At 60.1% G+C, this 11,477-nt stretch carries 11 protein-coding genes; 8 read left to right on the top strand and 3 right to left on the bottom strand.

Going from position 1 to position 11,477, the window contains the following annotated elements; all coding sequences use genetic code 11:
* Positions 1 to 314: 314 nt before the first annotated feature.
* Together EJA72_RS00510 and EJA72_RS00505 are read right to left on the bottom strand one after the other, a co-directional pair.
* Positions 315 to 1,808, bottom strand: coding sequence for a CoA-acylating methylmalonate-semialdehyde dehydrogenase (locus EJA72_RS00510; protein WP_157709607.1), 1,494 nt, complete (start codon positions 1,806 to 1,808; stop codon positions 315 to 317).
* 64 nt (positions 1,809 to 1,872) lie between these two features.
* Positions 1,873 to 3,222, bottom strand: a complete 1,350-nt coding sequence (locus EJA72_RS00505; protein ID WP_157709606.1) for an aspartate aminotransferase family protein — start codon at positions 3,220 to 3,222, stop codon at positions 1,873 to 1,875.
* Between the two features lie 124 nt (positions 3,223 to 3,346).
* On the opposite strand from EJA72_RS00505, the gene EJA72_RS00500 reads away from it, so the two are divergent.
* From EJA72_RS00500 to EJA72_RS00475, 6 genes are all read left to right on the top strand, one after another.
* Positions 3,347 to 4,267 carry a LysR family transcriptional regulator gene (locus EJA72_RS00500; protein WP_157709605.1) on the top strand — a complete coding sequence of 307 codons (921 nt, stop codon included), beginning with the start codon at positions 3,347 to 3,349 and terminating at the stop codon, positions 4,265 to 4,267.
* 99 nt (positions 4,268 to 4,366) lie between these two features.
* Positions 4,367 to 5,017: a TetR/AcrR family transcriptional regulator gene (locus tag EJA72_RS00495; protein ID WP_157709604.1), complete on the top strand. Its 651-nt coding sequence runs from the start codon at positions 4,367 to 4,369 to the stop codon at positions 5,015 to 5,017.
* 7 nt (positions 5,018 to 5,024) lie between these two features.
* Entirely contained in the window at positions 5,025 to 5,606 is a 582-nt protein-coding gene (locus tag EJA72_RS00490) for a YigZ family protein (RefSeq protein WP_157709603.1), read from the top strand.
* A gap of 531 nt (positions 5,607 to 6,137) precedes the next feature.
* Positions 6,138 to 7,703 (top strand): ABC transporter ATP-binding protein, encoded by a 1,566-nt coding sequence (locus EJA72_RS00485; protein ID WP_157709602.1) that lies wholly within the window; start codon positions 6,138 to 6,140, stop codon positions 7,701 to 7,703.
* A gap of 11 nt (positions 7,704 to 7,714) precedes the next feature.
* On the top strand, positions 7,715 to 8,821 hold the full coding sequence (locus EJA72_RS00480) for an ABC transporter permease (RefSeq protein WP_157709601.1): 1,107 nt from the start codon (positions 7,715 to 7,717) through the stop codon (positions 8,819 to 8,821).
* Positions 8,821 to 9,747, top strand: coding sequence for an ABC transporter permease (locus EJA72_RS00475; protein ID WP_157709600.1), 927 nt, complete (start codon positions 8,821 to 8,823; stop codon positions 9,745 to 9,747). The genes EJA72_RS00480 and EJA72_RS00475 overlap by 1 nt, the downstream gene beginning before the upstream one ends.
* A 57-nt stretch (positions 9,748 to 9,804) precedes the next feature.
* On the opposite strand, the gene EJA72_RS00470 is transcribed toward EJA72_RS00475, so the two are convergent.
* Positions 9,805 to 10,251 (bottom strand): hypothetical protein, encoded by a 447-nt coding sequence (locus EJA72_RS00470; protein ID WP_157709599.1) that lies wholly within the window; start codon positions 10,249 to 10,251, stop codon positions 9,805 to 9,807.
* Between the two features lie 83 nt (positions 10,252 to 10,334).
* Between EJA72_RS00470 and EJA72_RS00465 the strand changes: the two genes are divergently transcribed.
* Together EJA72_RS00465 and EJA72_RS00460 are read left to right on the top strand one after the other, a co-directional pair.
* Positions 10,335 to 10,685 carry a MerR family transcriptional regulator gene (locus EJA72_RS00465; RefSeq protein ID WP_157709608.1) on the top strand — a complete coding sequence of 117 codons (351 nt, stop codon included), beginning with the start codon at positions 10,335 to 10,337 and terminating at the stop codon, positions 10,683 to 10,685.
* Between the two features lie 25 nt (positions 10,686 to 10,710).
* Complete coding sequence (locus EJA72_RS00460; RefSeq protein WP_157709598.1) at positions 10,711 to 11,397, top strand: SDR family oxidoreductase; 687 nt, start codon at positions 10,711 to 10,713, stop codon at positions 11,395 to 11,397.
* Positions 11,398 to 11,477 lie beyond the last annotated feature (80 nt).

Here is an 11,477-nt window from a genome sequence, read left to right as displayed (position 1 = left end):
CCTTTGCAACTTCAACCACTTGCGCTTTCGATCTCTCGTCAGCGGGAGGCGAATTCTACAGCGTTACACGCTGCTGTCAACACCTCTTTTTCAACTCCCTTTCGGCTTCGATGACCTGAAGCAACCCACTGTCGAAAACTGCGTAACTCGTTGTTTAACAAGGAGTTTTCCGTTTCGACTGCGCCGGAAGTGGGGCGAATTATAGACATCTGAAATCTGCCGTCAACAGCTAATTTCACAATTCTGTCATATAGGTCAAAAAGCCCCGTAAATGCGAAGGCCGACCCCAAGGGGTCGGCCTTCTGCATGCCTACTTACAAGCTAGGGAACGCGAACTGCGAAGCTTCATGGCTCGCCCGTTGTGGCCAGCGCTGGGTGATGGCTTTGCGGCGGGTATAGAAACGCACGCCATCCGGGCCGTACGCATGCAGATCGCCGAACAACGAACGCTTCCAGCCGCCGAAGCTGTGATAGGCCACCGGCACTGGCAGCGGTACGTTAACGCCGACCATGCCGACTTCGATCTCATCGCAGAACAACCGCGCAGCTTCCCCGTCACGGGTGAAGATGCAGGTACCGTTGCCATACTCGTGATCGTTGATCAGCTGCATTGCCTCTTCCAGGCTGTTGACCCGAACAACGCACAGCACTGGCCCGAAGATCTCTTCTTTATAGATGCGCATCTCTGGCGTCACGTTGTCGAACAGGCAGCCACCCAGGAAGAAACCTTCCTCATGACCGGCCACGCTCAGACCACGACCATCCACTATCAGTGAAGCACCGGCCGAAACGCCGTCTTCTATATAGCCACTGACTTTGTCGCGAGCCTGACCGGAAACCAGCGGCCCCATGTCCAGGCCGCAGGAAGTCCCTGCGCCGATTTTAAGTGCCTTGATTTGCGGGGTCAGTTTCGCCACTAACGCATCCGCCACCTGATCACCCACACACACGGCAACAGAGATCGCCATGCAACGCTCACCGCAGGAACCGTAAGCCGCGCCCATCAGTGCGCTGACGGCATTATCCAGATCCGCATCCGGCATCAGCACCGCATGGTTCTTCGCGCCGCCCAAAGCCTGGACACGTTTGCCGCGCTTGGTGCCTTCGGAATAGATGTATTCGGCAATCGGTGTCGAGCCAACAAAGCTCAATGCTTTGACTTCCGGCGCTTCAATCAGCGCGTCCACCGCAGCCTTGTCACCGTGCACTACGCTCAGCACACCTTTTGGCAGGCCGGCTTCCAGCAACAACTGGGCGATCAGCAGCGTCGAGCTTGGATCGCGCTCGGACGGCTTGAGGATGAAGCAGTTACCGCAGACGATCGCCAACGGGTACATCCACAGCGGAACCATCGCCGGGAAGTTGAACGGCGTAATGCCGGCCACTACGCCCAACGGCTGGAAGTCCGACCAGGCATCAATGTTCGGGCCGACGTTGCGGCTGTATTCACCCTTGAGGATTTCCGGTGCCGCGCACGCGAACTCGACGTTCTCGATGCCGCGTTTCAGTTCACCGGCCGCATCTTCCAGCGTCTTGCCGTGTTCTTCACTGATCAATCGAGCGATGCGTGCTTCGTTCTGCTCCAGCAATTGTTTGAAGCGAAACATCACCTGCGCACGTTTGGCCGGCGGCGTGTTGCGCCAGGCCGGGAAGGCAGCCTTGGCGGAATCGATGGCTTTCTGAATGGTTTCGCGGCTGGCCAATGGCAGCTTGTGAATGACCTGGCCGGTCGACGGGTTGAACACGTCGGCGGTGCGGCCTTCTTCGGTGACCAGTTCGCCATTGATCAAATGCGGGATAAGGCTCATGCGGGGCTCCTGAAAAGTGGTCCACAGACGCCCGACAACGGGCGCCTGTATATAGAGGGGGAAATCAGTCGATCTTGTTCAGCACTTCGCCGACCGCGTCGAACAGACGATCCAGGTCTTGCGGTTTGCTGTTGAATGTTGGGCCGAACTGCAGGGTGTCGCCGCCGAAGCGCACGTAGAACCCGGCTTTCCACAGCGCCATGCCGGCTTCGAACGGACGCACGATGGCGTCGCCGTCACGCGGAGCGATCTGTATCGCACCGGCCAGGCCGTAGTTGCGAATGTCGATGATGTTCTTCGAGCCTTTCAGGCCGTGCAGCGCATTTTCGAAGTGCGGGGCAACTTCGGCCACGCTCTGCACCAGGTTTTCCTTCTGCAGCAAGTCCAGAGCGGCCAGGCCAGCGGCGCACGCCACAGGGTGTGCGGAATAGGTATAGCCGTGCGGAAACTCCACCGCGTACTCCGGCGTCGCCTGGTTCATGAAGGTCTGATAGATCTCGGAGCTGGCAATCACCGCGCCCATCGGGATCGCGCCGTTGGTGACTTGCTTGGCGATGCACATCAGGTCCGGCGTAACGCCGAAGCTGTCAGCGCCGAACATCGCGCCGGTACGGCCGAAACCGGTGATCACTTCGTCGAACACCAGCAGGATGTTGTGCTGATCGCAGATCTCGCGCAGACGCTTGAGGTAGCCTTCAGGCGGAACCAGCACGCCAGCAGAACCGGCCATTGGCTCGACGAACACGGCGGCGATGTTGGACGCGTCATGCAGTTCGATCAGCTTGAGCAGTTCATCCGCCAGGGCGATACCGCCCTCTTTCGGCATGCCACGGGAGTAGGCATTGCTCGCCAGCAGGGTGTGCGGCAGGTGATCGACGTCCATCATCGCCTGACCGAAAATTTTACGGTTACCGTTCACGCCGCCCAGGCTGGTGCCGGCGATGTTCACACCGTGGTAGCCACGGGCACGGCCAATCATTTTGGTCTTGGTCGCCTGGCCTTTCAGGCGCCAGTAGGCACGGACCATCTTGACGGCGGTATCCGCGCATTCGGAACCCGAGTCGGTGAAGAACACGTGGTTCAGATTGCCCGGCGTCAGATCGGTGATTTTCTCTGCCAGCTGGAACGACAGCGGATGGCCGTACTGGAAGCCTGGCGAGTAGTCGAGCGTACCCAGTTGCTTGGCGACCGCTTCCTGGATTTCCTTGCGAGTGTGCCCGGCACCGCAGGTCCACAGACCCGACAGCGAGTCATACACCTTGCGCCCTTTGTCGTCGATCAGCCAGCTGCCTTCGGCCCCTACGATCAGGCGCGGGTCACGCTGGAAGTTGCGGTTGGCGGTGTACGGCATCCAGTGAGCATCGAGCTTGAGCTGGCTAGCCAGGGAAGTCGGTGCGTTTTCAGGCAAGTTCATGGGCAAAACCTCGCAGGGCAATAAGCGGCGTGGAGATGAAAAGCGTTCTTGCAGCTAAATTGCCACGGGGATAAAGTCGGTGAAATCCAACTTTTCTAACGTTCAGTCAGGCCAGCACTAAACTATGAGCACTCGTCGCCCCGATCCGCTGGCGCAAGTCAGCGACTTTGATATCCGCCTGCTACGGATTTTTCGCAGCGTGGTGGAATGCGGCGGTTTCTCCGCGGCGGAATCGGTGCTCGGTATTGGCCGCTCGGCGATCAGCCAGCAGATGAGCGACCTGGAACAACGTCTCGGCCTACGCCTGTGCCAACGGGGTCGCGCCGGGTTTTCCCTGACCGAAGAAGGTCGCGAGGTGTACCAATCGGCGCTGCAACTGTTAAGTGCGCTGGAAAGTTTTCGCACCGAGGTCAACGGCCTGCACCAACACTTGCGAGGCGAACTGACCATCGGCCTGACCGACAACCTCGTCACCCTCCCCCACATGCGCATCACCCACGCGTTGGCACAATTGAAAGAGCGCGGCCCGGACGTGCAAATCCAGATCCGCATGATCGCGCCCAATGAAGTCGAGCAAGGTGTGCTCGATGGCCGCTTGCATGTCGGCGTGGTGCCGCAGGCCAGCGCATTGTCGGGACTGGAATATCAGCCGCTCTACAGCGAGCGTTCGTTGCTCTATTGCGCCGTTGGCCATCCGTTGTTTTACGTCGATGACAAACAACTGGACGACGAGCGTCTCAACAGCCAGGACGCCATCGCCCCGACCTTCCGTTTGCCAGCGGAGATCCAGGCGCATTACCAGGTGCTCAATTGCACCGCCAGCGCCTCGGACCGCGAAGGCATGGCGTTTCTGATCCTGACCGGGCGCTACATCGGATATCTGCCGGACCACTATGCCAGCCTCTGGGTCCAGCAAGGGCGATTGCGAGCGCTGAAACCCAAAGCACGGTTTTATGACTTGAGCCTTGCTTCGGTCACGCGCAAAGGTCGACGACCGCATCTGGTGCTGGAAAGCTTTTTGGAGAGCCTGGCCGCAACGCGATAACACGTGCGGGAGGGGTTTTATCGTGACGGGACTTGTCTGGAATCGGTGGGTGCGCTATCAACGCACTGGATGCACCCACCCACCTGTTCGGAAGTGCCTATGACCTTTGAAGTCCCTGCCCATGGCGGCAAACCTGCCAGCCGCATTCGTCAGAAGAACGAAGAGACCATCATCAAAGCCGCCGAAGACGAGTTCGCCCGTCACGGGTTCAAAGGCACGAGCATGAACACCATCGCCGTGAATGCCGGGTTGCCCAAGGCGAACCTGCATTATTACTTCACCAACAAACTTGGTTTGTACGTGGCGGTGTTGAGCAACATCCTTCAGTTGTGGGACAGCACCTTCAACACCCTGACCGCCGAGGATGATCCGGCCGAAGCGCTGACGCGTTACATCCGCGCCAAAATGGAGTTCTCCCGGCGCCAGCCACAAGCCTCGCGAATCTTCGCCATGGAAGTCATCAGCGGCGGCGAATGCCTGACCGAGTATTTCAACCAGGATTATCGCGCCTGGTTCCAGGGTCGGGCGGCGGTGTTTCAGGCGTGGATCGAAGCCGGGAAAATGGACCCGGTCGACCCTGTAAACCTGATTTTCCTGTTGTGGGGCAGCACCCAGCATTACGCGGATTTCGCCACGCAAATCTGCCGGGTCAGCGGCCGTTCCAAGCTGACCAAACAAGACATGGAAGACGCGGGGACCAATCTCATCCGTATCATTCTCAAAGGCTGCGGCCTGACGCCTTCGATCTAAGACACCTATGCCTTATACCCTCAGCGGTTTTTGCGAATACCGTGAAGAAATTCGCAAGAGCCGCTTCATCACCTTCGCAGGGCCGATCAGCAGCCCCGCTGAAGCCGTGGCGTTCATCGAACAGCACAGCGATATGAATGCCTCGCACAATTGCTGGGCCTGGAAGCTCGGCGATCAGTATCGCAGCACCGATGCCGGCGAACCCGGAGGCACCGCAGGGCGGCCGATTCTGGCGGCGATCGAAGCGCAGGATTGCGATCAGGTCGCGGTGCTGGTGATCCGCTGGTATGGCGGCATTCAACTGGGCACTGGTGGCCTCGCCCGTGCGTATGGCGGCGGCGCCAACAAATGCCTGCAAGCGGCGCCGAAAATCGAGCTGATCAGCCGCGTGCCGGTAAGTTGCGCCTGCGGTTTTGGTGAACTGACGCTGGTGAAACTTCGGGTCGCCGAACTGGGCGGTCTGGTGGTGGAGGAAACGTTCACCGCCAACGGCGTGGAGCTGCAATTGGCGATTGGCCAGGCACAGATCCAGCCCCTGCAAACCCAGCTCGCGGATTTGAGTCGTGGGCGCATTCTGTTACAGCACTGATCGCACCAACAACGCTCACAGCCCTTTTATCCAGCACGTGCATTTGCCCACATCTACTGTGCACCCGGCTGTGGATAACCTGAGCACATACCGCTGTAACCCTTCTGTCATGCGGCTTTGCGGGCATTGTTCGTTTTTTATCCAATTTGCCCTATAGAAAACTAAATACACGTAAAAACAATTATTTAGAGCGGTTTAGCACCTTTAGAAGAAAGCCGGTCAGTGCTTATGCCCGAGCTTTCGGCTTGCGCACAAATACTGTGGAGCAATCTGTGGATAACCCGTTCATGGCTGGCGCCGCCCCATATCCGGCATGGCTTGCGGCGAACTGCTCGTTTTTTGATCAACCGCTGATGAGCAAAACCGGAGCCTGATCAACGGCTTTGCCCTCATGTGGTGCCTGCTCAGGATCGACATTCGGCAAAGCAGCGGGCTCAACACCTTGGCCAGCCTGACTTTTGAATTTTCCTGACTTAATGGCCAGGAAATTGCTTTATCCACAGGCATTACTTCAATCGATCCGAGCCTGTCATGCCCAACCCCGTGCCGATCCCCGATCAAACGCCACGCCTGCAGTTGTGCCGAATCAGCAAACGCTACCCCGGCTGCCTGGCCAACGATGCCATCGACCTGAGCATTGATCCCGGCGAAATCCATGCGCTGCTGGGCGAAAACGGCGCGGGCAAAAGTACGCTGATGAAGATCATCTACGGCGTCACCCACGCCGACTCCGGCGAGATGATCTGGGAAGGCCGGCGCGTGTCCATTCGCAATCCGGCCCAGGCGCGCAGCCTGGGGATCGGGATGGTGTTCCAGCATTTCTCGCTGTTCGAAACCCTGAGCGTGGCGCAAAACATCGCACTGGCGATGGGCGCAGCGGCCGGCACACCGAAGCAGCTTGAGACGAAAATCCGCGAAGTCTCCCAGCGTTATGGCATGGCGCTGGAACCGGAGCGACTTGTCCACAGCCTGTCGATCGGCGAGCGGCAGAGGGTAGAAATCATTCGCTGCCTGATGCAGGACATCCGCCTGTTGATTCTCGATGAACCGACCTCGGTGCTGACCCCGCAAGAGGCCGACGAATTGTTCGTGACCCTGCGCCGACTGGCATCTGAGGGCTGCAGCATTCTGTTCATCAGCCACAAACTCGGCGAAGTACGCGCGTTGTGCCACAGCGCCACCGTGTTGCGCGGCGGCCGGGTGTCCGGGCATTGCGTGCCTTCGCAGTGTTCGGATCGGGAGCTGGCGAAGTTGATGGTCGGCGAAGCGGCCGAGCTGATCACCGATTACCCGAAGACATTGGGCACCGACGTATTTCTGAATGTGAGCGGCTTGTCGTGGCACAACCCGGACCCGTTTGGTTGCTCGCTTAAGGACCTGAATCTCGAAGTACGCTGCGGCGAAATTGTCGGCATCGCCGGTGTCGCGGGCAATGGCCAGGATGAATTGCTGGCCTTGCTCAGCGGCGAGGAGCGCCTGCTTCGGCGTGACGCGCAGACGATCCGTTTCGGTGGCCAGCCGGTCGCGCATCTGCGGCCTGATGCGCGGCGCAACCTGGGTCTGGCATTCGTGCCAGCCGAACGCCTGGGTCACGGTGCAGTGCCTGAATTGAGCCTGGCCGACAACGCGCTGCTCACCGCGTTTCAACGCGGTTTGATCAGCAATGGGCTCATTCAGCGGGGCAAAGTCAAAACGCTGGCCGAAGAGATCATCCGCCGCTTTGGCGTGAAAACGCCGGACGCGCAAACACCGGCCCGTAGCTTGTCCGGCGGCAATTTGCAGAAATTCATTCTCGGACGGGAAATCCTCCAGCAGCCGAAGCTGCTGGTGGCCGCGCACCCGACCTGGGGCGTGGACGTCGGTGCCGCCGCGACCATCCACCGCGCGCTGATTGCCTTGCGCGACGCCGGTGCGGCGATCCTGGTGATCTCTGAGGACCTCGACGAACTGTTCCAGATCAGCGACCGGCTCGGTGCTTTGTGCAGCGGACGAATGTCGCCACTCAAAGCCACCGTCGACACCCGCCTGATCGATGTGGGCGGCTGGATGGCCGGCCAGTTCGACGCCCCTCAACCCCTCGCATCCGCATTGGTTTAACGGAGTTTCGCATGCTGCTTTCTCTTGAACCCCGTGGCCAGCAATCACGCCTGATGTTGTGGTGCTCGCCGTTGCTGGCGGCGGCCCTGACACTGGGCTGCGGCTCGCTGTTGTTTATCGCGTTGGGGCACGACCCGCTGCACACCTTGCACACCTTGCTGATCGCGCCGATCAGCGATTGGTACGGTGTCTCCGAACTGCTGGTCAAGGCCTTGCCGATTCTGCTGTGCGCCCTCGGCCTGGCCGTGGCCTACCAGGCGCGGATCTGGAACATTGGCGCCGAAGGCCAGTTGTTGCTCGGCGCCCTGGCCGGCAGCGCGCTGGCGGTGAACATTATCGATATGCAGAGCCGCTGGGCGCTGGTGGCGATTCTGCTGGTCGGCACCTTGGCCGGTGCGGCCTGGGCCGGGTTGACCGCCTGGTTGCGCACGCATTTCAACGCCAACGAAATCCTCACCAGCATCATGCTCAATTACATCGCCCTGAACCTGCTGCTGTTCTGCGTGCATGGACCGCTGAAAGACCCGGCCGGGTTCAACTTTCCGGAATCGGCGATGTTCGGCGATGCCAGCCGGCTGCCGCTGTTGATGGAGGACGGAAGGGTTCATGCCGGGGTGTATTTTGCGTTGCTCGCCCTGGTCGCGGTGTGGGTGTTGTTGCAGAAAAGCTTTGTCGGCTTCCAGATCAAAGTGCTCGGGCTGGATAAGCGCGCCGCCGGTTTTGTCGGTTTTCGCGAGAAGCGCCTGATCTGGCTGGCGTTGCTGATCAGCGGCGGGTTGGCGGGGCTGGCTGGCGTTTGCGAAGTGACCGGGCCCATCGGTCAACTGGTGCCGCAAGTCTCGCCGGGCTACGGCTATACCGCAATCACTGTGGCGTTTCTGGGGCGGCTGAACCCGATGGGCATCGTGTTTTCCAGCTTGCTGATGGCACTGCTGTACATCGGTGGCGAGAGCGCGCAAATGAGCATGAACCTGCCGCAAGCAATCACCCAATTGTTCCAGGGCATGATGCTGTTTTTCCTGCTGGCCAGTGACGTGCTGATCCTTTACCGGCCACGCTTGAACCTGCGCTGGTCCCGCCGCGCCCCCGCCACCGCCGTACACGCAGGAGCGTTGTGATGGATATCGATCTGCTGAGCAATATTTTCTACGCCATGGTTCGTTGCGGCACGCCGTTGCTGCTGGTGGCGCTGGGTGAGTTGATCTGCGAGAAGAGCGGCGTGCTCAACCTGGGCCAGGAAGGAATGATGCTGTTTGGCGCGGTGATCGGATTTATCGTCGCGCTGAACAGCGGCAACCTGTGGCTCGGCGTGTTGCTGGCGATGCTGGCCGGGATGCTGTTGTCATCGCTGTTCGCGCTGGTGGCGCTGGTGTTCAACGCCAATCAGGTGGCCACCGGGTTGGCGCTGACGATTTTCGGCGTGGGCCTGTCGACGTTTGTCGGTGCGGCCTGGGTCGGTAAGCCGTTGCAGGGATTTGAACCGGTGGCGATTCCGTACCTGAGCGAGATCCCGCTGATCGGGCGGATGCTGTTTGCCCAGGATCTGCTGGTGTATCTGTCGTTCGCCTTGTTTGCGCTGGTGGCGTGGGTGGTGCTGAAAAGTCGCGCTGGACTGATCATTCAAGCCGTCGGGGAAAATCCGGATGCGGCGAGTGCGATGGGCTTGCCGGTGCTGGGCGTACGCACGCTGGCGGTGCTGTTTGGTGGGGCGATGGCCGGGTTGGCGGGGGCTTATCTGTCACTGGCCTATACGCCAATGTGGGCGGAGAACATGAGCGCCGGGCGCGGCTGGATTGCGTTGGCGCTGGTGGTGTTTGCCAGTTGGCGCGTGTGGCGGTTGTTGCTCGGGGCCTACCTGTTCGGCCTCGCCAGCATCCTGCATTTGGTGGCACAGGGGTTGGGGCTGGCGATTCCATCGAGCCTGCTGGCGATGCTGCCGTATGTCGCGACGATTGTGGTGCTGGTGTTGTTGTCGCGGGATGCGGTGCGCACGCGGTTGTATGCGCCGGTGTCGTTGGGGCAGCCGTGGCAGGGTGGGCATTAGGGGTGACCGGGTGGGCCTCATCGCGGGCAGGCTCACTCCCACACCGACCGAGTTGAACTACGGATTATCGATCGACACAAAATCCTGTGGGAGCGAGCCTGCTTGCGATGGGTCCCTGACAGGCAACACCTGAACAACGCCCCACACCAATTCAAAGAACAGAAAAACCACCAACAACGAACTGGCACCGTGCACCAAGGCATACAACTGCCAAGTCGCAAACAGACACCGGCCCACCGCGTCATACCGCCCATAAACCTGCTGCGGATCACGAATCCGCAGCACCGCCCAGACACACACGATCGATCCCAGCAGATTCGCCATCAGCATGTGCATCGGCTCGAATGGCGGCAGTTCACCTGGCAGGTCCAAGGCCCGGCTCAAACTCACCAACGCCCCATGCAACGCCGCAAAACTCCACGGCGTGGCAAACGCGGCGGTCACGATCAGGTCGTACCAGGCGCTGCCCCGCACCAACCGGCGATATTGCGTTGAAGTCCACATCCGTCTTGCTCCGGAAAATCAGGGAGCAAGCAGGCTAAAGCCTGGAGTATGCTCCAGGGTCAAGCCCTCTTCGAGACGTCATGATGCGCATCGGTGAATTAGCCCAGGCCAGCGCCGTCAGCCGCGACACGCTGCGCTTCTACGAGCAACGCGGGCTGATCGCGGCGCAACGCAGCGCCAACGGTTATCGCGACTACCCGGCAGACATGGTGCAACTGGTGCTGTACATCAAGACCGCCCAGCGGCTGGGCTTCACCCTCGGCGAGATCGGCAGCAGCGTCGCCGCGTTGTGGCAGTCGCCCGATCCGGACAGTGCCGTCACGCAATTGCTGCAAGACAAACTCAAACTGATCGAAACCCGAATGGACGAACTCGGTGCCCTGCGCCACGAGTTGCAGCAACGGCTCGGGCAGCGTTGTCCATTGAATCCATGATCTTCATTTTTCAAGGAAGCCTCTCATGTCCAAGGCAAAAACCGCGCTGATCATCGGCGCCTCCCGGGGCCTGGGCCTCGGTCTGGTGAAAACCCTGCTGGCCGATGGCTGGCAAGTCACCGCTACCGTGCGCAACCCGCAAAACGCCGACGCCTTGCGGGCGCTGGGTGACGTGCGTATCGAAAAACTCGACATGGATGACCAGCAGGCAATCAGCGCGTTGAGTCAGCAGTTGAAGGGCGACGTGTTTGACCTGTTGTTCGTGAATGCCGGGGTGAAGGGGCCGGAGGTGCAAACCCCGGGTGGCGCATCCTTGGCTGACGTGGGTCAGTTGTTTTTCACCAACGCCGTGGCGCCGATCAACCTGGCGCAGCGTTTCGTCGGGCAGATTCGTCCGGACGGCGGCGTGCTGGCGTTCATGAGTTCGGTGCTCGGCAGCGTGACCATGCCGGACGCGCCCGAGCTGGCACTGTACAAGGCGAGCAAAGCGGCACTGAACTCGATGACCAACAGCTTCGTGACGCAATTGGCGGAGCCGGCACTCACCGTGTTGTCGCTGCACCCGGGCTGGGTGAAGACTGACATGGGCGGTGAAGGTGCGGATATCGATGTCCAGACCAGTACGCGCGGGTTGGTGGATCAGGTGAATGCGTACGCCGGCAAGGGCGGGCACCATTTTGTGAATTACCGGGGTGAAACCATTCCCTGGTAATCACCGCAATCCCCCTGTAGGAGCGAGCCTGCTCGCGATGAGGCCATCTCAGTCACATCAATGCTGAATGACACGGCCTC

Origin of the sequence: Pseudomonas sp. PB120, from assembly GCF_009761815.1 — a bacterium.
Classification (GTDB): Bacteria; Pseudomonadota; Gammaproteobacteria; order Pseudomonadales; family Pseudomonadaceae; genus Aquipseudomonas.
This window is presented reverse-complemented; position numbering and strand designations above follow the sequence as displayed.

Excerpts from the sequence above, each read along its gene's own strand:
- EJA72_RS00510 (WP_157709607.1), bottom strand. The coding sequence starts at position 1,808 with ATGAGCCTTATCCCGCATTTGATCAATGGCGAACTGGTCACCGAAGAA.
- EJA72_RS00505 (WP_157709606.1), bottom strand. The coding sequence starts at position 3,222 with ATGAACTTGCCTGAAAACGCACCGACTTCCCTGGCTAGCCAGCTCAAG.
- EJA72_RS00500 (WP_157709605.1), top strand. The coding sequence starts at position 3,347 with ATGAGCACTCGTCGCCCCGATCCGCTGGCGCAAGTCAGCGACTTTGAT.
- EJA72_RS00495 (WP_157709604.1), top strand. The coding sequence starts at position 4,367 with ATGACCTTTGAAGTCCCTGCCCATGGCGGCAAACCTGCCAGCCGCATT.
- EJA72_RS00490 (WP_157709603.1), top strand. The coding sequence starts at position 5,025 with ATGCCTTATACCCTCAGCGGTTTTTGCGAATACCGTGAAGAAATTCGC.
- EJA72_RS00485 (WP_157709602.1), top strand. The coding sequence starts at position 6,138 with ATGCCCAACCCCGTGCCGATCCCCGATCAAACGCCACGCCTGCAGTTG.
- EJA72_RS00480 (WP_157709601.1), top strand. The coding sequence starts at position 7,715 with ATGCTGCTTTCTCTTGAACCCCGTGGCCAGCAATCACGCCTGATGTTG.
- EJA72_RS00475 (WP_157709600.1), top strand. The coding sequence starts at position 8,821 with ATGGATATCGATCTGCTGAGCAATATTTTCTACGCCATGGTTCGTTGC.
- EJA72_RS00470 (WP_157709599.1), bottom strand. The coding sequence starts at position 10,251 with ATGTGGACTTCAACGCAATATCGCCGGTTGGTGCGGGGCAGCGCCTGG.
- EJA72_RS00465 (WP_157709608.1), top strand. The coding sequence starts at position 10,335 with ATGCGCATCGGTGAATTAGCCCAGGCCAGCGCCGTCAGCCGCGACACG.
- EJA72_RS00460 (WP_157709598.1), top strand. The coding sequence starts at position 10,711 with ATGTCCAAGGCAAAAACCGCGCTGATCATCGGCGCCTCCCGGGGCCTG.